Origin of the sequence: Brachybacterium sp. UNK5269 (genome assembly GCF_049266655.1) — a bacterium.
GTDB lineage: Bacteria > Actinomycetota > Actinomycetes > Actinomycetales > Dermabacteraceae > Brachybacterium.
On the sequence record NZ_CP184883.1, the window covers coordinates 3003768 to 3025646 of the forward strand.

General features: G+C 72.5%; 18 protein-coding genes, 1 tRNA gene and 1 pseudogene. 12 read left to right on the top strand and 8 right to left on the bottom strand.

The features are described from left to right. Positions 1-20: 20 nt before the first annotated feature. The 7 genes from topA to ACOJUI_RS14085 all read left to right on the top strand — a co-directional run bounded on the left by topA (position 21) and on the right by ACOJUI_RS14085 (position 9292). Positions 21-2729: a type I DNA topoisomerase gene (topA, locus tag ACOJUI_RS14055; RefSeq protein WP_422115563.1), complete on the top strand. Its 2709-nt coding sequence runs from the start codon at positions 21-23 to the stop codon at positions 2727-2729. A gap of 88 nt (positions 2730-2817) precedes the next feature. Next, positions 2818-4173, top strand: a complete 1356-nt coding sequence (locus ACOJUI_RS14060; protein WP_422115564.1) for an ABC transporter substrate-binding protein — start codon at positions 2818-2820, stop codon at positions 4171-4173. Further along, entirely contained in the window at positions 4161-5348 is a 1188-nt protein-coding gene (locus tag ACOJUI_RS14065) for a carbohydrate ABC transporter permease (protein WP_422115565.1), read from the top strand. Before ACOJUI_RS14060 ends, ACOJUI_RS14065 begins: the two co-directional genes overlap by 13 nt. Continuing rightward, on the top strand, positions 5345-6211 hold the full coding sequence (locus ACOJUI_RS14070) for a carbohydrate ABC transporter permease (RefSeq protein WP_422115566.1): 867 nt from the start codon (positions 5345-5347) through the stop codon (positions 6209-6211). Before ACOJUI_RS14065 ends, ACOJUI_RS14070 begins: the two co-directional genes overlap by 4 nt. A gap of 95 nt (positions 6212-6306) precedes the next feature. Next, positions 6307-7383 carry a Gfo/Idh/MocA family protein gene (locus tag ACOJUI_RS14075; protein WP_422115567.1) on the top strand — a complete coding sequence of 359 codons (1077 nt, stop codon included), beginning with the start codon at positions 6307-6309 and terminating at the stop codon, positions 7381-7383. Continuing rightward, complete coding sequence (gene tmk, locus ACOJUI_RS14080; RefSeq protein ID WP_422115568.1) at positions 7380-8108, top strand: dTMP kinase; 729 nt, start codon at positions 7380-7382, stop codon at positions 8106-8108. The genes ACOJUI_RS14075 and tmk overlap by 4 nt, the downstream gene beginning before the upstream one ends. Next, a complete protein-coding gene (locus ACOJUI_RS14085; RefSeq protein WP_422115569.1) occupies positions 8105-9292 on the top strand; it encodes a DNA polymerase III subunit delta' in 1188 nt (395 codons plus the stop codon). The genes tmk and ACOJUI_RS14085 overlap by 4 nt, the downstream gene beginning before the upstream one ends. 1147 nt (positions 9293-10439) lie before the next feature. Here the strand turns inward: ACOJUI_RS14085 and ACOJUI_RS14090 are convergent. The 4 genes and pseudogenes from ACOJUI_RS14090 to ACOJUI_RS14105 all read right to left on the bottom strand — a co-directional run. Further along, positions 10440-11223 (bottom strand): annotated as a pseudogene (locus ACOJUI_RS14090) (DUF3027 domain-containing protein); the annotation flags it as partial. Positions 11224-11226: 3 nt separating this feature from the next. Continuing rightward, the gene (locus tag ACOJUI_RS14095) at positions 11227-11613 is read right to left on the bottom strand and encodes a cold-shock protein (RefSeq protein ID WP_422115570.1); all 387 of its coding nucleotides are present in this window, start codon (positions 11611-11613) and stop codon (positions 11227-11229) included. Positions 11614-11811: 198 nt separating this feature from the next. Continuing rightward, positions 11812-12510 carry an NUDIX hydrolase gene (locus tag ACOJUI_RS14100; RefSeq protein ID WP_422115571.1) on the bottom strand — a complete coding sequence of 233 codons (699 nt, stop codon included), beginning with the start codon at positions 12508-12510 and terminating at the stop codon, positions 11812-11814. Then, entirely contained in the window at positions 12507-13199 is a 693-nt protein-coding gene (locus tag ACOJUI_RS14105) for an endonuclease III domain-containing protein (RefSeq protein WP_422115572.1), read from the bottom strand. The genes ACOJUI_RS14100 and ACOJUI_RS14105 overlap by 4 nt, the downstream gene beginning before the upstream one ends. Before the next feature lie 157 nt (positions 13200-13356). Between ACOJUI_RS14105 and ACOJUI_RS14110 the strand changes: the two genes are divergently transcribed. Continuing rightward, positions 13357-14034 (top strand): Crp/Fnr family transcriptional regulator, encoded by a 678-nt coding sequence (locus tag ACOJUI_RS14110; protein ID WP_422115573.1) that lies wholly within the window; start codon positions 13357-13359, stop codon positions 14032-14034. A 103-nt stretch (positions 14035-14137) separates the two neighbouring features. On the opposite strand, the gene ACOJUI_RS14115 is transcribed toward ACOJUI_RS14110, so the two are convergent. The 4 genes from ACOJUI_RS14115 to ACOJUI_RS14130 all read right to left on the bottom strand — a co-directional run bounded on the left by ACOJUI_RS14115 (position 14138) and on the right by ACOJUI_RS14130 (position 16028). Further along, positions 14138-14959, bottom strand: a complete 822-nt coding sequence (locus ACOJUI_RS14115; protein ID WP_422115574.1) for an MBL fold metallo-hydrolase — start codon at positions 14957-14959, stop codon at positions 14138-14140. Between the two features lie 10 nt (positions 14960-14969). Beyond that, on the bottom strand, positions 14970-15467 hold the full coding sequence (locus ACOJUI_RS14120; protein WP_422115575.1) for a RidA family protein: 498 nt from the start codon (positions 15465-15467) through the stop codon (positions 14970-14972). Positions 15468-15471: 4 nt separating this feature from the next. Then, positions 15472-15642 (bottom strand): DUF4177 domain-containing protein, encoded by a 171-nt coding sequence (locus ACOJUI_RS14125; protein WP_422115576.1) that lies wholly within the window; start codon positions 15640-15642, stop codon positions 15472-15474. A gap of 68 nt (positions 15643-15710) precedes the next feature. Then, positions 15711-16028 (bottom strand): WhiB family transcriptional regulator, encoded by a 318-nt coding sequence (locus ACOJUI_RS14130; protein WP_422115577.1) that lies wholly within the window; start codon positions 16026-16028, stop codon positions 15711-15713. 278 nt (positions 16029-16306) lie between these two features. On the opposite strand from ACOJUI_RS14130, the gene ACOJUI_RS14135 reads away from it, so the two are divergent. From ACOJUI_RS14135 to ACOJUI_RS14150, 4 genes are all read left to right on the top strand, one after another. After that, positions 16307-18709, top strand: coding sequence for a transglycosylase domain-containing protein (locus tag ACOJUI_RS14135; protein ID WP_422115578.1), 2403 nt, complete (start codon positions 16307-16309; stop codon positions 18707-18709). Between the two features lies 1 nt (position 18710). Further along, on the top strand, positions 18711-19643 hold the full coding sequence (locus ACOJUI_RS14140; protein WP_422117674.1) for a metallophosphoesterase: 933 nt from the start codon (positions 18711-18713) through the stop codon (positions 19641-19643). 56 nt (positions 19644-19699) lie between these two features. After that, positions 19700-19773: transfer RNA gene (locus ACOJUI_RS14145), tRNA-Pro, on the top strand. A 578-nt stretch (positions 19774-20351) separates the two neighbouring features. Continuing rightward, positions 20352-21668: a peptidoglycan-binding protein gene (locus ACOJUI_RS14150; RefSeq protein ID WP_422115579.1), complete on the top strand. Its 1317-nt coding sequence runs from the start codon at positions 20352-20354 to the stop codon at positions 21666-21668. Positions 21669-21879 lie beyond the last annotated feature (211 nt).

The window sequence follows — 21879 nt, forward strand, 5'->3', positions numbered from 1 at the left end:
GCGAGGAAGGACACATCAACGTGACTGGCGGACGGCATCTCGTGATCGTCGAGTCCCCGGCGAAGGCCCGCACCATCGGCCGCTACCTGGGTGAGGACTACATCGTCCAGGCGTCGGTGGGCCACATCCGCGACATCCCGGTGCCCCGGGACCTGCCGGCCGAGATGAAGAAGGGCCCCTACGGCAAGTTCGGCGTCGACGTCGACGGCGACTTCGAGCCGTACTACATCGTCAACCCCGACAAGAAGAAGACCGTCGCGGAGCTGAAGAAGGCCCTCAAGGACGCCGACACCCTCTACCTCGCCACCGATGAGGACCGCGAGGGCGAGGCCATCGCCTGGCACCTGCTGGAGACCCTCAAGCCCAAGAAGGGCCTGCCGGTCAAGCGGATGGTCTTCCACGAGATCACCAAGGACGCGATCCAGGCCGCCCTGACCAACACCCGCGAGATCGACACCGCGCTGGTCGATGCGCAGGAGACCCGCCGCATCCTCGACCGGCTCGTCGGCTTCGAGCTCTCCCCGGTGCTGTGGCGCAAGATCAAGCCCTCCCTGTCGGCCGGTCGCGTGCAGTCCGTCGCCACCCGCCTGGTGGTCGAGCGCGAGCGCGAGCGGATGGCCTTCGTCGCCGCCGACTACTGGGACGTCACCGGCACCTTCGGCGCCGAGGCCGAGCAGTTCACCGCCCGGATCGCGACCGTGGACGGCGCCCGGGTCGCCGTCGGCAGCGACTTCGCCGACGACGGCGCCCTGAAGCCGAAGGCGAAGGACGCCACCGTCCTGACCGAGGAGTCCACCCGGGTCCTCATCGAGGCCCTGGCCGAGGCCCCCGCGACCGTCACCGCGCTCGAGTCGCGGCCGTACACGCGCCGCCCCGCGGCCCCCTTCACCACCTCCTCGCTGCAGCAGGAGGCCTCCCGCAAGCTCCGCCTCGGCGCGCGCCAGGCGATGCGGGTGGCGCAGTCGCTGTACGAGAACGGCTACATCACCTACATGCGCACCGACTCGGTCACGCTCTCGGGCGAGGCCATCAAGGCCTCCCGGGCGCAGGCCGCCGAGCTGTACGGCGCCCAGTACGTCCCCGACAAGCCGCGCCTGTACCAGAACAAGTCGCAGTCGGCCCAGGAGGCGCATGAGGCGATCCGTCCCGCCGGGGACCGCTTCCGCACCCCGGCCGACGTCGCCGGTCAGCTCTCCGGCGACGAGTTCCGCCTCTACGAGCTGATCTGGAAGCGCACCGTCGCCTCGCAGATGGCCGACGCCAAGGGCACCACCTCCACCGTCGAGCTGCTGCTGGAGCGCGGCGGCCGCGCCGCGACCTTCCGCGCCGCCGGCACCGTGATCACCTTCCGCGGCTTCCTCGCCGCCTATGAGGAGGGCCGCGACGCCAGCCGCTACGGGAACGACTCCGACAGCGGCAGCGACAAGCGCCTGCCGCAGATGCAGGAGGGTCAGCAGCTCGAGACCCGCGAGCTGGTCCCCGACGGCCACAGCACCACCCCTCCCCCGCGCTACACCGAGGCCTCGCTGGTGCGGGCCCTCGAGGAGCGCGGCATCGGCCGTCCCTCGACCTACGCCTCCACCGTCGCCACCGTCCAGGACCGCGGCTACGTGCTGCGCCGCGGCACCGCGCTGGTGCCCAGCTGGACCGCCTTCGCGGTGGTGCGGCTGCTCGAGGAGCACTTCGGGCCCTTCATCGACTACGACTTCACCGCCCAGATGGAGGAGCAGCTCGACCACATGGCCCGCGGCGAGCTGGGCCGCTCGGAGTACCTCCAGGAGTTCTACCGCGGCGACGGCACCGACGGGCCCATCGGCCTCCAGCGCATGGTCGACGGTCTCGGCGAGATCGACGCCCGCGCGATCAACAGCATCGAGATCGGCGACGGCATCACCCTGCGGGTGGGCCGCTACGGCTCCTACGTCGAGCAGGCCGCCCGCGACGAGGACGGCGAGCTGATCGAGGGCGCCGACCCGCGCCGCGCCAACGTCTCCGACGAGATCGCCCCCGACGAGCTGACCGTCGAGAAGGCCCGCGAGCTGCTCGAGCGGGCCAAGGACGACGGCCGCGTGCTGGGCACCGACCCGGAGACCGGCCACGAGATCGTCGCCAAGGACGGCCGCTACGGCCCGTACGTCACCGAGGTGCTCCCGGAGGACCCTGAGGACAAGACCCCCAAGTCGAAGCGCCCGAAGCCGCGCACCGGCAGCCTGCTGTCCTCGATGGACCTCGCCACGGTCAGCCTCGAGCAGGCCCTGCAGCTGCTCAGCCTCCCGCGGGTGGTCGGCACCACCGAGGACGGCACCGAGATCACCGCCCAGAACGGCCGCTACGGCCCGTACCTCAAGAAGGGCACGGACTCGCGCTCGCTCGAGAGCGAGGACCAGATCTTCACGGTCACCCTGGAGGAGGCGGAGAAGATCTACGCCCAGCCCAAGACCCGGGGCCGGGCCGCCGCCAAGCCCCCGCTCAAGGAGCTCGGCACGGATCCCACCAGCGAGAAGCCGATCGTGATCAAGGACGGCCGCTTCGGCCCGTACATCACCGACGGCACCACGAACGTCTCGCTGCGCGCGACCGAGAAGGTCGAGGAGATCACCGAGAAGGTCGCGATCGAGAAGCTCGCCGAGAAGCGCGCGAAGGGACCGGCCAAGAAGCCGGCCGCCAAGCGCACCACCGCCACGACCCGCAAGAAGGCACCCGCGAAGAAGGCGCCCGCGCAGAAGTGACGCCGCGACCCCGCCGGGTCCGCTGTGCCCGGTTCTCGGCGGCGGTCTAGCATGGGTCTCCCCATCACCGTCGATGAAGGAGCACACCATGGGTCCGAACCTCACCCGCCGCACCGTCCTGGGCGGTGCCACGGCGGCCACCGCGCTCGGCCTCGCCGGCTGCCTGCAGAACCCCGATGAGGGCGGCGGCAGCGGCGGTGGCGGCAGCGATGGCGGCGGAGGCTCCGCGGGCGGCGCGGCCGGCGACGGCGTCGTCACCATCCTCGGCAACTTCGGCGGGGTGGAGGCCGACGGCTTCAACGCCGCCCTGGCCGCCTTCACCGAGGAGACCGGCATCACCGTCGAGTACACCTCCGACCAGGACTTCGTCAACACGATCCGCACCCGCGCCAGCGCGGGCGACGCCCCGGACATCGCCCTGTTCCCGCAGCCCGGCGGGCTGCTCGAGCTCGCGGCCGACGGGCACATCGCCCCGATCACCGACGTGCTGGACGTCGAGGCCCTGCGCTCCTCCCTGATCTCCGGCTTCCTGGAGTCGGCGACCCTCGAGGACACCATCTACGCCGCGCCGATCCGGCTGGCCGTGAAGTCGCTGGTCTGGTACCCCACGGCGGCCTACACCGCGGGGGGCTGGAGCACGGAGCCCGCGACGCTGCAGGAGCTGAACTCCATCGCCGCGGAGATCAAGGCCAGCGGCATCGCCCCCTGGGCCGACGCCTGGAACGCCGACCAGGCCACCGGCTGGGTGGGCACCGACTGGCTCGAGGAGTTCGTGCTGCGCATGCACGGCCCGGAGGTCTACGACCAGTGGACCTCCCACGAGATCCCCTTCAACGACCCGAAGATCGTCGAGTCCCTCGACGCCCTCGGCGAGCTGCTGAAGACCGAGGGGAACGTGCTGGGCGGCTCCCAGACCATCCTCAACACCGCCTTCTCCGAGGCGTCCCTGCCGCTGTTCGAGGACCCGCCGCGGGCGATGCTGCACCGCCAGGGCAACTTCGTCACCGGCTTCTTCCCGGAGGACGTCCTGGCCGACCTCGACAACGCCGTCGGCGTCTTCGCGCTGCCGGCCTGGGAGGGCGGCTTCGAGGGACAGCCGATCCTCGGCGGCGGCGACCTCGCCGCCCTCTTCGCGAAGGAGGACGACGAGGCCAAGCAGGTGCTGGAGTTCATCACCTCCGCCGACTTCGGCGGGGAATGGGCGGCGGCCGGCGGCTGGCTGAGCCCGCACCAGACCTTCGACAACTCGGCCTACGCGGACGAGACCACCCGCCGCGTCGCCGAGATCGCCTCGGGCGCCGAGGTGTTCCGCTTCGACGGCTCGGACCTGATGCCCGGGCCCGTCGGCGGCGGCAGCTTCTGGACCGCGATGAACGAGTGGATCGCGGACGAGAAGACCTCGCAGGAGGCCTGCGACGACGTCGAGGCGTCATGGCCCGCCTGACCAGCCCCGCGCAGCCGCGCACGGAGCCCGCCCCCGCCCCGGGGGCGGGCTCCTCCGCCTCCCCCGCAGCCGGCCCCGCCGCCCGCTCGGCGCATCCGCTGCGGATCCTGGTGGGGACCGTCGGCCTCGTGGTCACCGCCTACCTCATGTGCACGATCTTCCTGGCCTTCGCCTGGTACCCGGAGCTGTTCGGCGACAACGACATCCTCATCGGCCTGCTCGGGCTCGCCGTCGGCATCGGCGGCGCGATCGTGTTCTTCTGGTTCCTGAACATGGCGGTCGAGGGCCTGCCGCCGCGCTTCGCGCGCGGACTGGTCCCCTACGCGTTCCTGCTGCCCGGGTTCTCGCTGATCGCCCTGATGCTGGTGTTCCCGACGGTGCAGACCGTCGTCTACTCCTTCGCCAACGACCGCTCCACCGATTGGGTGGGGCTGGGGAACTACCGCAACATCGTCGCCTCCGGCGCCTTCTGGCAGGCGCTGATCAACAACCTGCTGTGGGTGGTGGTGGTGCCGATCGTGACCGTCGCCTTCGGGCTGATGGTCGCGGTGCTCGCTGACAAGCTCTCCGCGACCGGCGAGAAGACCTCGAAGTCGATGATCTTCCTGCCGATGGCGATCAGCTTCGTGGGCGCCTCCACCATCTGGGGCCTCATCTACGCCTACGACTCCCCCGGCGCGCAGCAGACCGGACTGCTCAACGCGATCGTGGTGGGGCTCGGCGGCGAGCCGCAGACCTGGCTGCAGATCAGCGAGGGCCGGCTGAACTCGCTGCTGCTGATGGTGATCCTGATCTGGCTGCAGACCGGCTTCGCCATGGTGCTGCTGAGCTCCGCCATCAAGGGCGTCCCGGACGACACCATCGAGGCGGGCCGGATCGACGGCGCCGGTGAGATGCGGATCTTCTGGCAGATCATCTTCCCGCAGGTCCGCGGGGCGGTGCTGGCCGTGTTCATCACGGTCCTGATCGTGGTGCTGAAGGTCTTCGACATCGTCTACGTGATGACCAACGGCCGCAACAACACCGACGTGATCGCGAACCTCTTCTTCCGCAAGCTGTTCACGGAGCAGAAGGCGGGCGAGGCCTCCGCGGTCGTGGTGGTGCTGCTGCTGCTGGTGCTGCCGGTGGTCTTCTACCAGATCCGCTCGTACCGGAAGCTCGAGGAGGAGCGATGAGCGCGGGACGCATGCGGGACGGGCGACGCCGCTCCCCCGGCGCGATCATCGTGATGGTCGTGCTGTCGATCCTGTGGACGGTGCCGACCTTCGGGATGCTGCTGACCAGCTTCCGCAGTCGCACCGACGCCGCGAGCACCGGGTGGTGGGACGCGCTGGCCGCGCCCTTCGCGACCGACTGGACGCTGGACAACTACCGGCGCCTGTTCGAGAACACGAACCTGGGCGGGACCCTGGTGAACTCGGTGGTGGTGGCGGTGCCCGCGACCGTGCTGCCGATCATGTTCGCGGCCTTCGCGGCCTACGCCTTCACCTTCATGAAGTTCCCCGCCAAGGAGCTGTTCTTCCTGCTGGTGGTCGCCCTGATGGTGGTGCCGATCCAGGTGGCCTTCCAGCCGCTGCTGAACCTGCTGGGCCCGCGCGGGCTGGGCATCTCCGGGGAGTTCGTGGCGGTGTGGCTGCTGCACACCGGCTTCGGCATGCCGCTGGCGATCTACATCCTGCGCAACTACATGACCGGCCTGCCCTGGTCGGTCATCGAGAGCGCGAAGATCGACGGCGCGACGCACTACCAGACGTTCTGGCGCCTGGTGGCCCCGATGTCGATGCCCGCCATCGCCGCCTTCGCGACGCTGCAGTTCCTCTGGGTGTGGAACGACCTGCTGATCGCCAAGCTGTTCCTGGGCGGCGGCTCGAACACCACCATCATCGTGGCCCTGCAGCAGCTGCTGGGCACCCAGGGCCAGGGGGCGGAGCTGCTCACCGCGGGCGCCTTCATCTCCATGGTGATCCCGCTGATCGTGTTCTTCTCGCTGCAGAACTTCCTGGTGCGCGGGATGACCGCGGGCTCCGTCAAGGGGTAGCCGGCGCCGGCCCCCGGATTCCGCCGATGGCGGACTGCCTGCCCAGCGTCCCCGACCGCACCCCTGCTGTCGGGGACGCTGGGTAGATTGGCCCCATGAGCCAGATGGACGATCCCCGGGGCGCCGACGCCCAGACCGAGCTGACGCTGCCCGCCACCACCGTTCCCGACCCGGCCGCCGCGCCGGGGCTGCGCTGGGGAGTGATCTCACCGGGCCACATCGCCGACCAGTTCACCGCCACCGCCCACCGCGCCACCGCCTCGCGGGTCGTGTCCGTCGTCTCCCGCTCCGCCCAGCGCGCCGAGGCCTTCGCGGCGAAGCACGGCATCGAGCGGTCCTTCGACACGGTCGAGGACATGCTCGCCGCCGGCGGTCTCGACGCCGTCTACATCGCCTCCCCGCACGCCCAGCACCATGCCCTGGCCCGCCCCGTCCTCGAGGCGGGGGTGCCGGTGCTGGTGGAGAAGGCCTTCACGCTCAACGCCGAGCAGGCCCGTGAGCTGCTCGACCTCGCGCGCGAGCGCGGCGTGTTCGCCATGGAGGCCATGTGGGCGCGGTTCCTGCCCCAGTACGACGTGCTGCGCCAGATCGTGGCCGGCGGGCTGCTCGGCGAGATCGTCGAGGTCGCCGCCGACCACGGCCAGTCGTTCCCGCTGGACCCCGCCCACCGCATGTACGCCCCCGAGCTGGGCGGCGGTGCGCTGCTCGACCTCGGGGTGTACCCGGTCTCCTTCGCGCAGATGGTGCTGGGCGACCTCGCCGACCTCGCGATCCGCGGCGACCTCGCCGAGACCGGCGTCGACGCGACCATCGCACTGCTGGCCCGCGGCGCCTCCGGCGGCCGGGCCCGCCTCGGCACCACGCTGCGCGCGCGCACGCCCACCGAGGCCGTGGTCAGCGGAACCGCCGGATCGGCGCGGCTGTCGGGCCCCTTCTTCGCCCCCGGCACCCTCACCGTCACGCTGCTCGACGGCCGCTCGGCGACGTTCACCCACCCCGGCGACCGCGGCGACGGCATGGCCTACGAGATCGCCGAGGCAGCCCGCCGGATCACCGCCGGCGACCTGCAGTCCCCCGTGATGAGCTGGCAGGACACCCTCAGCGTGATGGCGACCATGGACGCGGTCCGCGCCGAGCTCGGCGTCGTCTACCCGGGCGAGGAGAGCGCATGACCCTCCTGGACTCGGCCCGCGGGCTGCGCATCCCCTCCCCCCGTCCACCCCGGCGCGGGGTGTTCATCTCCTTCGAAGGCGGGGACGGCGCGGGCAAGTCCACCCAGATGCAGATGCTGCAGGAGCATCTGGTCACCGAGCGCTCCGTCGCCGAGGAGCTCATCCTCACCACCCGCGAGCCGGGCGGCACCTCCCTCGGGGAGAGCATCCGCGACCTGCTGCTGCACGGGGAGCACGTCGACCCGCGCGCCGAGGCGCTGCTCTACGCCGCCGACCGCGCCCACCACATCGCGACCGTGGTGCGCCCGCACCTGGCCCGCGGCGGGCTGGTCCTCGGCGACCGCTACCTCGACTCCTCGATCGCCTATCAGGGCGCCGGGCGCGCGCTGGACCCCGACGAGATCGGCTCTCTCTCGCTGTGGGCGGCCGACGGGCTCCTCCCGCACCGGACCATCCTCCTGGACGCGCCGACGCAGACCCTCCACGAGCGCCGGCCCTCGCAGCGCGATCGGCTCGAGGAGGCGGGCGCCGAGTTCCATGAGGCGGTGCGCACGGAGTTCCTGGAGCTCGCCGCCGCGGATCCCGAGCGCTTCGCGGTGATCGACGGGACGCTGCCGCGCGAGGAGGTCCACGCGCAGGTGCTCGCGGCCGTCGGCGAGGTGCTCGCGCTGTTCGACCCCTCCTTCGAGCCGGTCCCGCCCACCCGGCACCGGGACGAGCAGTGACCGCGACGGACCTCGGCGCCCCGGGCTCCGCCCCGCCCCGGCCCGGGGGCGTCTGGGCCGACGTGGTGGGGCAGACCGCCGCGGTCGCCCAGTTCCGCCGGGCCGCGTCCCCGGAGGGCTCCCTCGCGCAGGCCTGGCTGATCACCGGTCCGCCGGGCTCCGGTCGCTCCACCGCGGCCCGGGCCTTCGCCGCGACCCTGCAGTGCGAGCTGGGCACCGGCTGCGGGCAGTGCAACGCCTGCCGCACCACGCTCGCGAACACCCACCCGGACGTCACCGTCGTGGCCACCGACAAGCTGTCGATCGCGAAGGACGAGGTGCGGGCGCTGGTGATGACCGCGCAGCGCGGCCCCGCCACCGGCAGGCACCGGGTGGTGATCGTCGAGGACGCCGACCGGATGACCGCGGGCACCTTCAACGTGCTGCTGAAGTCGATCGAGGAGCCGCCGCCGTCGACGGTGTGGATGCTGTGCGCGCCCTCGGCCGAGGACCTCGCCTCCACCATCCGCTCCCGCTGCCGACTGGTGACCCTGGCGGTGCCGTCCTCCGCGGTGGTCGCCGAGCTGCTGCAGCGCCGCGACGGCGTGCAGGAGCGCCTGGCCCTGCGGGCGGCCCGGGCCGCCCAGGGCCACATCGGCCTGGCCCTGCGCTACGCCACCCAGCCCGGTGCCCTCGAGGCCCGGGAGGACTCGGCCCGCACCCTGCTGGGGCTGCGCGGAGCCGGCGAGGCGGTCCTCGCGGCCCAGGCCCTGGTGGAGCGGGCCACCGCGGAGGCCAAGCAGCATGCCGACGTGGTCGCAGCGGAGGAGAAGGCTGCCTTCCTCCGCTCGGCCGGGATCGAGGACGGCAAGGTGCCGCCCTCGCTGCGCTCGCAGGTCAAGCAGCTCGAGGAGGACGCCAAGCGTCGCCAGACCCGCCTGGTCCGCGACGTGCTGGACCGGTACCTGCTGGATGTGCACGCCGTGCTGCGCGATGTGCTGAGCCGCCAGCTGGGCACCGCCTCGGAGCTGGTCAACATCGAGGTCGAGGACGAGATCGAACAGACCGCGGCGCGGGGGTCCGGGCACATCACGCTGGGCCTGCTCGATGCGGTGCAGGAGGCCCGGACCCGGATCAGCGGGAACGTGCCGCCGTTGCTGGCGATCGAGGCCCTGCTGGCCCGCATCGCCCTCGCCCTCCGCTGACGCCGGCGGCGCGGCCGCCCGCGCCCCCGCTCCGGCCCCACGCCTGCTCTCCACAAGCTCGGCACGGGCACTAGCACCAGGACCGTTCCAGGACCGGCACCGGCACCGGCACTAGCACCCGCACCGCACTCGAACGGGGGGTTACTAGCGAGTTGTGTGCATCCTGCTTCCGCTGAGGGAAGCCCAGTGCACACGACTGTCCGGTAGCCGAGAGGCAGCGCCTTTATCGGTGCCCCGCCGGCACGGATGCCCTGAACCCCGTCCCTCCCTCACCGGTTCCATGCCGGGACGGGGCCGAGGCACCTCGGCAGCATCAGGAAGGGCCCATGCCCCGGGCTACCCCGAAGTCATGTGCGCCCTGCTTCCATAGAGGGAAGCAGGGCGCACATAACTGGCCGGTAGCCGATGTTCAGCGGGTCTCACGCATCGGCGGTCGGGGTCTCCTCGTCGGGAGCGGAGACCTCGGGCCCGGGAAGCGCGGAGCTCGCCTCGGACTCGGAGACGTCGATGCTGTCCTCGGGCTCGGAGACGCCGACGCTCGCCTCGGGCTCGGAGACGTCGATGCTGTCCTCGACCTCGGGGAGGTTGAGGCTCTCGTCAGGCTCGGCAAGCTCGGGGCTGAGGGCGGACTCGAAGACCTCGGCGCCGGCCTCGGCCTCGGGGGCGCCGACCTCGGCCTCGGGGGCGCCGGCCTCGGCCTCGGGGGCGCCGACCTCGGCCTCGGGGGCGCCGGCCTCGGCCTCGGGGGCGCTGGCCTCGGCCTTGGGGTCCTCGGTCGCGATCTCGGCCGCGACCTCGGGGGCGTCGTCCGCGGCGGCGGGGGCATCGGACCGGTCCGCATCCTCCGACAGCTGCTCGTCCTCGGGCGAGTCCGCCTCGGGGATCTCGAAGAGTGCGGTGGCCTCGGCGGGCGGCTCGACCGCGGGCTGCGCCTGCGACTCCCGGGCGTCAGCCACCGCCTGCGGCTCCTGGGCCTCGGCCACCGGCGTCTGCACGTCGGCTCCCTGGTCCCCGGCCGCCTGCTCGGCGAGCTCGGGGGTGCCGGCATCCTGCTCCCCGGACTCCTGCTCCGTCCGCTCCTGCTCGCCGGACTCCTGCTCCGTCGACCCCTGCGCCTCGGACTCCTGCGCCTCGTCGGCGCGGCGGTCGTCGACGTCGAGCTCCTCGACGGCGACCTGGCCGCTGCGGGGGATCTCGCGACCCTCGTCCTCCTGGCCGGTCTCCGAATGCGCGCCGCAGCCGTAGTTCAGGTGCACGACGCGCCCGTCGGCCGGGGACCACTCGTTGGTGCAGACGCCGAACTCCTGGCGCAGCGAGCCCGCGAGCTTGGTGAGGAAGCCGCAGCTGCTGCAGTTCGCCGCCACGGTGCCGCGGCGACCCCGCTCGGAGGTCTGGCGGGGGCCGAACTCGCCCTCGAGCCAGCGCTCGGCGGCCTCGGTGCGCCCCTCCGGGGACAGCACGCGCGGCCGGCCCAGGCCGAGCTCCCACAGCGCGACGCGATCGACGTCCTCGTCGCCGGTGGCCTCGTAGCCCTGCTCGAGCCGCTCGTCCTGGGCGCGGTAGGGCATCAGGTCGTCGGCGCCGACGTCCTCGGGCTTGAGGCGCTCCGACCACGGCTCCCACTCCGGGGCGAGGATCGCGTCCTCGACCGGCAGCAGGGCGGTCTCGGCGACCGTCGCGACCTTCGCGCGCGGGGCGCGGGCCAGCACCGCCACCCACGACCAGCCGCGGTAACCGGGCATCGTGCATTCGAAGACATGGGTGACCAGACGCTCGCCACTGGCCTCGACCCGCAGGTGCTCACCGACCTGACCGGGCTCGGTGACCTCGAGCAGCGCCTCGCGGGCGAGCTCGACGGCGCCCGCCGCCACCGCGTCCAGCTTGGGACGGGCGCTGCGGGGGCGGCGGGGGGCAGTGGTCGGTGACGTCATGGATCAGACCTCGAAGTTGTCGGCGACGGCGCGCAGGACGGTGGCGATCTTCTGCGAGTGCCCGCGGTCGGGGTAGCGGCCCTGACGCAGCCCGTTGGAGGCGTCGTCGAGCAGGCGGATGAGGTCCTCGACCATCACGGCCATCTCGTCGGGCTTGGGCCGACGGGCGCGGGAGACCGACGGGACCGGCTCGAGCAGCTGCAGCGAGAGCACCTGCGGGCCGCGCCGTCCGTCGACCATGTCGAACTCGACGCGGGCGCCGGGACGCAGCGCGGCGGTGCCCTCCGGCAGGTTCGAGGCATGCACGTAGACGCTCTGACCGTCCTCGTCGTCGAGGATGAAGCCGAAGCCCTTCTCGGCGTCGTAGAATTTCACCTTGCCGCGTGGCACCTGGATCCCATTCCTTGTCTGCTGATGTCGGTCTGCGAGTACTGGTTCCCGTCAGGCAGGCGGGCCGTCCGTGCCGGCTGCTCCGCGCGCTCCCCGCGAGGGTGCCGGAGACCGTCCGGCAACGAGCCAGTCTACCGCGCCGGACCTGCGTGATGGCGAGCCGATTCCCCCGGGGTGATCACGGCCACCGCCGCCCGATCAGCGGCGTCGCTCCGGCGGGATCTCCCGCTCCGGCGCGGTGGGCGGCACCGGATCCAGGCCGAGGCCCGTGAGGACCTGCTCGAGGATCATCGCGGTGAAGCCCCAGACGAAGGTGTTCCGGGGCAGCTCGAAGACGGGGCCGACGCCGGCGCCGCCCCAGATCCCGCGCCGCCGGTGCGCCGGGTCGGTCAGCGAGCCGGTGCCGGTCAGGGGCGCCCACACCACCCGCTCCACCTCGATCGGGTCCTGCACGCCGAGCTCCAGGACGGCGGGCGACCAGCTCAGCACCGGGGTGACGTGCTGATGGCGCCAGGGCATCGGGATCGGCGCGAAGGCTCCCAGCACCTGCACCTCGGCGGGGTCCAGGCCGGTCTCCTCCTGGGCCTCGCGCAGGGCGGTGTGCACGGCGTCGCGGTCCTCGGGGTCCTGCCCGCCGCCGGGCAGGGAGAACTGACCGGGCTGGGAGCGCAGCGCATGACCGCGCTCCTCGAGCACCACCTGGGCGTCGTCCAGGGCGGTGCCGGCGATGTGGATCAGCACCGCGCTGCGGCGCGCCGTGCCCGCTCCGCGCACCGGATCACGGGGGTCGGGATCCTGGCGCACCAGCACGTCCCCGCGGCGGGCGCGCTCGACGAGCGGGGCCAGGAAGTCCGGGGACCCGGCCGAGCGGTCGACCCGCTGCGCGGCGGCGCTCATCCGATCCCCGCGCTCGGGCAGACGTCGGCCAGCACGCACTCGGGGCAGCGGGGCGCGCGGGCGGTGCAGATCCGGCGGCCGTGGAGGATGAGGCGCAGTCCCAGCAGCGTGAGGTCCTCCGCGCCCGCTCCGCCGCCGTCGGCCTCGACCCTGGCGACCACGTCGTCCTCGACCCGGCGCGGATCCGACCGGGTGGTCCAGCCCAGCCGCCGGGCGAGGCGGCCGACGTGCGTGTCGACGGCGAGCAGGGAGTGGCCGAACCAGGCTCCGCGCACCACGTGGGCGGTCTTCCGCCCGACCCCGGGCAGGGCCTCGAGCGCGGCCTGATCGTCGGGCACCTGGCCGCCGTGCCGCTCCAGCAGCCCCTGGGCGAGGCCGATGATCCGACGCGCCCGGGTGGCGCCCATCCCCAGCGGACGCAGCACGGCGGTCACGGCGTCCTCCTCGGCGCCCGCGAGGGCTGCGGGGTCGGGCCATCGCGTAAACAGCTCCGGGGTCACCTGGTTGACGCGCACGTCGGTGGTCTGCGCGGACAGCACCGTCGCGACCAGCAGTTCGAAGGCGTCGCGATGGTCGAGCTCGGTGCGGGCCTCGGCGTGGAGGTCCTCCAGCCGGGCGGCGACCACGGCCGCGTCCGCCGGTCCGGCGGGGTGGCCGCGGGTGGCCGCCCCGGGGTTCGACCTCGACATCTGAACAGCTCCTCCTGCGGCGCGTGGCGGGCCTCCCGGGCGCGGGCGCGATAGTGTTTGAGCATCATGTGACAGCATTCACCGCGTGCGGTGGCCGCGGTCACAGGTCACGCACAGCACGGTCCCGGTCTTCGGGGCCCCACCATCAGGAGGTTCCGTGGACGAGAACATCGTACGGTCATCGCCGCTGTTCGCTGCGCTCGACGACGACGGCAAGCAGGCCGTGCTGGCGTCGATGAAGCAGGAGGACTACCACCGCAGCGCGATCATCTTCCGGGAGGGCGATCCGGGCGATCGTCTCTTCATCATCGGCGCCGGCAAGGTCAAGGTCGGCCACGCCTCGGGGGACGGCCGCGAGAACCTGCTCGCGGTGCTCGGCCCCGGCGAGACGATCGGCGAGCTGGCCCTGTTCGACCCGGCGCCGCGCAATGCGACGGCCACGGTGGTCGCCGAGGCGACGCTCTACTCGCTCTCGCAGCAGGACCTCTACCGGGTCCTCGCCCAGCGTCCCGAGGTGGGCCGCCATCTGCTCGCCTCGCTGGCCCGCCGCCTGCGCAAGACCAACGAGTCGCTCGCCGACCTGGTCTTCGCCGACGTCCCCGGCCGCGTCGCCAAGAACGTCCTGGATCTCGCGCAGCGCTTCGGTCGTCAGACCGACGACGGCGTGATGGTCGCCCACGGGCTCACCCAGGAGGAGCTGGCCCAGCTGGTCGGCGCCTCCCGCGAGACCGTCAACAAGGCCCTGGCGGACTTCGCCTCCCGCGGCTGGATCCGCCTGGAGGCCCGCGCGGTCCTGATCGCCGACGTCGAGCGTCTGCGCCGCCGCGCGCGCTGACCCGGTCCGCTACGGCCAGAGCCCCGGCACCCCCCTCAGGGGGTGCCGGGGCTCTCGCCGTCAGAGCGTCCGGCCCCCGCCGGCCCAGCGCGCCGCCCTGCGCTCAGTGCCCCTCGGCGAGGTGGTCGAGGGTCGCGCGGAGGTTCCAGCGCGCGGCGTCCTGGAGCTGCTCGGGCAGATTCGGCCCGTAGACGGAGCGCAGCATCCGCTCCGTGGTGAGGACCCCGGCCTTCCGGGCCCGACGCACCTGCTCGATGCGCTCGTGGCGATGCGCGATGGCCTGCTCGATGGCCTCGAGCGCATCCAGCGGGGAGTCGTAGGCGGGCCCGTGCCCGGGATGCACCGAGCCGATCCGGCCGTCCAGCACCATCGCCCGCAGGATCGCGAGGGACTGCAGATAGTCCCCGAGCCTCCCGCCGTCCTGCGGGACGATCACGGTCGAGGAGCCGCCCAGCAGGGTGTCGCCGCTGAGCAGCCGTCCGCCGTCGACCAGCAGGGCGACCGAGTCGGAGGTGTGGCCCGGCAGGTGGATGACGTGGGCGACGGTGCCGTGGTCGCTCTCGAGCGTCGAGGGGAGGGGCCGGGACCCGGGCACGGCGCCCTGGTCGGCCGCCCACAGCGGCACCTCGCGTCCGCTGCGGGCGGCCAGCTGCCGCGCCAGGGTGGCCGCCCCGGCGGTGTGGTCGAGGTGGCGGTGGGTGACCAGCACGCCCATCGGGCGCGAGGGGTCGCCGCAGGCCAGCAGGAGCTCCGCGAGGTGCTCGGGATCCTTGGGGCCGGGGTCGAGGACCCAGACCTGGTCCTCATCGCGCAGCACGTAGCTGTTGGTGCCGCTGAGCGTCATCGGGCCGGGGTTGTCGGCCCGCACCGCGATCAGCTCGACGGCGGGGGCCTGCGGATCCCGCTGCGGGGACTGCTCGCTCACCAGGAGCTCCTCAGGCGGCCGGGCCGTCGAGCTCGACCAGCAGATCCAGCTCCACGGGTGCGTCCAGGGGGAGCACGGCCACGCCGACCGCGGCGCGCGCATGCGCCCCGGCCTGGCCGAAGACCTCGCCGAGCAGCTCGCTCGCGCCGTTGATCACCGCGGGCTGCGCGGTGAACGACGGGTCCGAGGCGACGTACCCGGTGAGCTTGACGATCCGCACCACCCGGTCCAGGTCGCCCACCAGGGCCTCGATCGCGGCGAGGGCGTTGAGGCAGCACAGGGCCGCCAGTTCGGCGGCCTGCTCCGCGCTCACCTCGGCGCCGACCTTGCCGGTCAGCGGCAGGGAGCCGTCGACGAAGGGCAGCTGGCCGGAGGTGTGCACGTGCGGTCCCGTGGCCACGGCCGGCACGTAGGCGGCCACCGGCGCCGCCACGGCCGGGAGGGCGCGGCCCAGCTCCTCGAGCCGGGCGCGGACGCGGGCGCTCGCGCCCGCGGCTGCGGCGGTCATCGGATCAGCCTGCGGTCTGCGGGCGCTTGAGGTAGGCGACCAGGTTCTCGGGGTTGGGTCCCGGCACGACCTGGACCAGCTCCCAGCCCTCGTCGCCGTAGTTGTCGAGGATCTGCTTGGTCGCGTGGATCAGCAGCGGCACGGTCAGGTATTCCCAGCGGGTGTAGGTGCTCATGGGGCGAGCCTACCGGGGGACCGCCGCGCCCGCGGTCCCCGCCGCGGAAGCGCGCCCTCCCACTCGGCTCAGCCGCCGACCGCCTGCTGGGAGGCGCGGCGCAGCAGCGCCGACCAGTCGCTGACCTCGGGATGGCGGCGCAGCAGCCGGCGCCGTTCGCGCTCGGTCAGCCCTCCCCAGACCCCGAAGTCGACCCGGTTGTCCAGCGCGTCGGCCAGACACTCGGTGCGGACCGGGCAGGCGCCGCACGCCGCCTTGACCGCATGCTGCTCCGCTCCCTGCACGAAGAATCCGTCCGGATCCATGCTCACGCATGCGCCCCGAGTCGCCCAGCTCGAATCGGCGGTGCTCGGCTGCGCGGTGACGGGATGTCCCCCGATGGCCATACTCGTCCTCTCGCCCTGTCCCGGATCGACGATGATCCGTTCTCCGCCCCCACTGTAAGGAGACGGTCGCCACAGTGCAAAACGCGAGCACTCCACCTCCGCCCGCCGACGCTTCGTGATAAAGGCCATCGAGCGCCTCCGCGCCGCGGACGCGCCGGCGCCGAGCCCCAGCTGGGAGGCCGTCGGCCCGGCCGGGTCGGGCACCGGCCTCGTGAAGATTCGGCGCGCGCAGGGTGCCGTCATCGCCGCGCTCGCCGCCCTCGCCGTACTGTTGGAGCATGGCCCGCTCTGCATCCGCGTCCGGCTCCGGTCGCTCGCTCCCCGTCGCCCTGGCGCAAACCCTGTACCTGCTGCTGGGACTGCTCGCCGTCTCCGCCCTGGCCGGCGTGCTGCTGGCCGCCTTCTTCCTGCCGATGGTGTCCGCCAGCTCGGCGGTCGCCAAGGACGGAGTGGACCTGTTCGACTCGTACCCCAGCGAGCTCGAGGTCGAGCCCCTGAACGAGGCGAGCCGGATCGAGGCGGCCGACGGCTCGCTGCTGGCGACCTTCTACACCGAGAACCGCATCATGGTGCCGCTCGAGGAGATCTCGCCGCACATGCAGCATGCGGTGATCGCGGTCGAGGACCGCCGCTTCTACGAGCACGGCGGCGTGGACCCCAAGGGCATGGCCCGCGCCTTCGCGAGCAACGCCACCGGCGGCGCCACCCAGGGCGGGTCGACCCTCACCCAGCAGTACGTGAAGAACGCCCTCCTGATGGACGCCGTCCAGCGCGGCGACCAGGAGGACCAGGTCGCCGCGACGGAGCAGACCTACGGGCGCAAGCTGCGCGAGGCCAAGCTCGCCATATCCCTCGAGAAGCAGTGGAGCAAGGACGAGATCCTCAACGCCTACCTCAACGTCGCCCAGTTCGGGCCCTCGCAGTACGGCGTGGAGACCGGCTCGCGGCACTACTTCTCGAAGAACGCCAAGGACCTGAACCCCGGTGAGGCGGCCCTGCTGGCCGGCATCACCAACGGCCCGAACCAGTACGACCCGGTGTCCAAGCCCGAAGCCGGACAGAAGCGGCGCAACGAGGTGCTGGCCGACATGAAGCGGGAGGGCTACATCACCGAGGCGGAGTACGAGCAGTACACCGCCCAGCCCGTCGCCGACATGCTGAAGATCCAGAACGTCACCGCGGGCTGCGCGGATGCCGGCACCAGCGGCTTCTTCTGCGACTACGTCACCCGCTCGCTGCTCAACGACCCGGCCTTCGCAGAGACCTACGAGGAGCGGCGCAAGCTGCTGTACGGCGGCGGGCTGACCATCCGCACCACCCTGGACCCGGGCAAGCAGGCCGCAGCCACCGACATCCTGATGCGCAAGGTCCCGGCCGACGCCGACCACGGCTTCGGCCACTCCATCGTGACCGTCGAGCCGGGCACCGGCCGGATCCTGTCGATGGCGCAGAACCGGAACTTCAACCCCCACCAGGAGGTCGGTCCGGGCGAGACCGCGATCAACTACAACGTGCCCAAGGCGCTCGGCGGCGGCAACGGCTTCCCGGTCGGCTCGACCTTCAAGCCCTTCGTGCTCCAGGAGTGGCTGGAGAGCGGGAAGTCGATCTACGACCGGGTCGGCACCGTGCGCGAGCCGATGCCGAACTTCCCGGCGGAGTGCCTCCCCGGGGGAGCCTGGCGGGAGCGGCCCGGGTACAACCCGGACAACGCGGTCTCCGTCCCCCTCGCCCCCATGGAGACCGTCCTGAACTCCACCAAGTTCTCGGTCAACACCTCCTACGCGAACATGGCCCGCCAGCTGGACCTGTGCGAGATCGCGGACACCGCCCGCGGCATCGGGGTGGTCCCGGCGACGTTCAACCCGTACGACCCCACCACCTGGGAGATGCCGATCGAGGACGTGTACGGCACCGAGCTGGCGCCCTCCGTGGTGGTGCTCGGCGAGCTGCGGATCTCCGCGCTGGACATGGCCAATGCCTACGCGACCTACGCCGCCGGCGGCACCTACTGCAAGCCCCAGGCGATCAGCGAGGTGGTCGACCGCAACGGCGAGCCGATGGCCATCTCCGGTGCCGACTGCCACCAGGCGGTCGACAAGGATGTCGCCGACACCATGGCCTGGACCCTGCAGCAGGACCTCGAGGACCCCCGGGCCACCGGCCGGGGCCGGGTCATCCCCGGTCACACCGCGGGCGGCAAGACCGGCACCTCGAACCAGCAGTTCCACACCTGGTACGTCGGCTTCACCCGGCAGATGTCCACCGCCGTCTGGTTCGGACACCCGCAGACCAACATCAAGCCCGGCGGCTTCCCCGTCGACGGCGAGATGCTCCGCCGGGGCAGCGTCTGGGGCAACAACGTCCCGCTGCCCACCTGGCAGGAGTACATGACCCGCGTCCACGAGGGACTCCCCTCCGAGCCGTTCCCGGCCGGCCCGGCGCCCGCGACCCCCGCCGCCGCGGACGACGCGGTGCAGAAGGGCGTCGTGCCCGATGTGGCCGGCATGATGCGCTCGGAGGCCGAGGCCGCGGTCCAGGCCGCCGGGTACGTGCCGCAGGTCGAGAACGAGCCGTCCGAGGACGTCGGCCAGTGGTTCATGATCGGCACCGAGCCGGGGGCCGGCACCCGGCTCCCGGAGGGCGAGACCGTCGTCATCCGCCAGTCCTCCGGTGAGGGCTGAGGTGCGGCCGCCGGTCGCGGCCGCCGGGGTGCTGGGCGCGCTGGGCGTGGGCGCCGCCGCGGCCGCCCACGTCTGGGCCCGCCACGTCGAGATCCACCGCTACACCCTGCGCGAGGTGGAGCTGCGGATCCTCCCTCCCGGCGCCCGCACCCTCCGGGTGCTCCACATCAGCGACATCCACCTGGTGCCCGACCAGCGGCGCAAGCTCGAGTTCCTGGACCATCTCTCGATGCTCCGGCCCCACCTGGTGATCGACACCGGCGACAACATCTCCTCCGCCGCCGCCATCCCGGTCCTCGCCGAGGCGCTCGAGCCCCTGCTGCGGCGCCCCGGCGCCTTCGTCATGGGCTCCAACGACATGTTCGAGCCCGGCCCCAAGAACCCGGCCCGGTACCTGCTGCCCGATCCCCGCCCCGAGGGCATCACGGAGGACCGGGAGCTGACGCTGCCCACCCCCGAGCTCGCCCGCCGGCTGTCGGCCCACGGCTGGAAGGACCTCACCAACACCCGCGAGAGCATCGAGCTGGGCGGGCTGGAGGTGCGCCTGGTCGGCGTCGACGATCCGCACCTGGAGCGGGACGAGATGCCCGCCCCGGTCGCCGCGGAGCCGCCCTCCCACGGCCGGGTGCTGCGGATCGGGGTGGCGCACGCGCCGTACCAGCGGGTGCTGGACGCCTTCGTCGCCGACGGCGCGGAGCTCATCCTGGCCGGGCACACCCACGGCGGACAGCTGCGGCTGCCCGGGATCGGCGCCCTGGTGACCAACTGCGATCTGCCCCGAGCGCAGGCGCGCGGGCTGTCGACCTGGCAGGGCGTGCCGATGAACGTCAGCGCGGGGCTGGGCGCGAGCCCCTACTCGAACTATCGGCTCCTCACCCCGCCCGAGGCGACCTTGCTCACGTTGCGCGCCCCGAAGCCCGCGACCGCTGGGTGAGCGCGCGCAGGCCTGCTAATGTTGCTCCTCGGTGACCCGCTTCGGCGAGGAACCTCCGGGGTGTGGCGCAGCTTGGTAGCGCGCCTCGTTCGGGACGAGGAGGTCGCAGGTTCAAATCCTGTCACCCCGACCGGGTCGAAGAGCCGCGAGAACGTCGAGAGACGGACTCGCGGCTCTTTCTTTTTCCCGCTTCCGGCGCGGGAACTCGTGGTGACACAAGCTGCCCCCCGCCGCATTCCCTCGGGCCCCGCCATCGGAACTATTCGTGCCATTCACGCCATTCACCCGAAACGGGCATTCATGACATTCCGTGCGGGCATCGTCGCAGGTCCGGAGCGCGCAGCCGGCGCCGCACGCGGAATGACAGGCGTGTAACTACCACACTGATATTTCCCGCCGAGCGGCGACACGGGCGATATCGCGGAATCACGGCAAAATCTTCGTAAAAGGCTCGCTCGGCGTGAGCAAAGGGCCGCCTGGGCTGTATGGAGGCTGGACATACAGTGATCAGCGGTGCCGCCTGTATCCGGGCACTCGCCGTGCTGCCGCCTCCCCGTCACCAGTCCGGTCGCTTCCTCCGCTTCCCTGGGTGACGGGTGCAGGGCCTCGCGCGCGTCTCGCGCGTGCTCCCTGCGCGGCGACGGAGAGAGATCCCCCTAGATGTTCCGCACCGCTCCACGAGGCACGCACCGGGCAGCCGGGCGTGCCGTGATCGACTACCGCGGGCTCGCCGCCCCGGTCGGCAAGGGTGTCGGGGGCGCCGCCGTCATCGGCGCCGTCTCCGCCACCGCAGCCCTCACCGGCGCCGCCTCGGCCACCGCCCAGGCCCCCGCCTCGGCGGTGGCCGGCACCGTCCGCGGCGCCGCCCCGGCCCTCGCGCCGGCCGCCCAGTCCCAGTTCACCTCCGTCAAGCTGCGTCTCGGCGCCCGCGGTGACGCGGTCGAGTACCTCCAGGAACGACTCAACGCCCACGGCGCGTCGCTCCGGACCGACGGCGTCTTCGGCTCGGGAACCCTGCGCGCCGTCAAGGACCAGCAGTCCGCCGCCGGCATCGGCGTGGACGGCGTGGTCGGCCCCCGGACGTGGGGCGCCCTGACCGGCGCCGAGCGGTCCTCGGGCTCCTCCTCGAGCTCCTCGAGCGCCTCGTCCTCGCAGCCCAAGCTGCGCCAGGGCAACCGTGGCGACGCGGTGCGGACCCTCCAGCAGCAGCTCAACGCCGCCGGCGCGTCGATCGCGGTCGACGGCAGCTTCGGCGGGGCCACGGCCTCGGCCGTCCGCTCCCTGCAGTCCGCCGCCGGCATCGGCGTGGACGGCGTGGTGGGCCCCAAGACCTGGAACGCCCTCAGCGGCGGCACCCGGATCGGCGGCTCCACGCCCGCTCCCGCGGCCGGCGGCACCAGCTCCTCCGCGAAGCCGACGCTGCGTCAGGGCGATCGCGGCGCGGCCGTGAGGACCCTGCAGTCCAAGCTCAACCAGCGCGGCGCCTCGGTGACAGTCGACGGCGTGTTCGGCGGCGGCACCAAGACCGCCGTGCGCGCGCTGCAGTCCGCCGCCGGCCTCGGCGTGGACGGCGTGGTCGGTCCGAAGACCTGGTCCGCGCTCGACGGCAAGGTCCGCATCCCGGGCAGCACCCCGAGCCGCGGCGAGGACCGCCCCTCGAGCGGCACCTCCGTGAACGGCTCGGCGGTCGTCAGCGCCGCCCGCTCGCAGATCGGCATCCGCTACACCTGGGGCGGCTCCTCGCCGAAGACCGGGATGGACTGCTCGGGACTGGTGTACTACGCGTACAACCAGGCCGGCACCGACATGCCCCGCAAGACGGCCAAGGGCTACACCTTCGGCGGGCGGATCATCTCCCAGTCCGAGGCGAAGCCCGGCGACCTGGTCGCCTTCACCGGCAACGACTACGGCCACATGGGGATCTACTCCGGCAACGGGAAGATCATCGACGCGTCCAGCTCGCGCGGACGGGTCATGGAGCGCTCCATCTGGAACGCCCCGCACGTCTTCGTCACCTACCGCTGATCCGTTGACCAGCCCGTAGGCACGGGGACAGGGCCACGCCGGCCTGCTCGACGCGAGAGCGTCACCGGGAAGGAGCAGGGCGACGTGAGGGAGCCCGGTCGGCAGCGCCGACCGGGCTCCTGCGCGTCCGGCGCCGGGGGGCTCGGAGGACGGCGAAATGCCGCGTGACCCGCATCTCCATGGCAGACTGGACCGGTCAGATCGACGACGT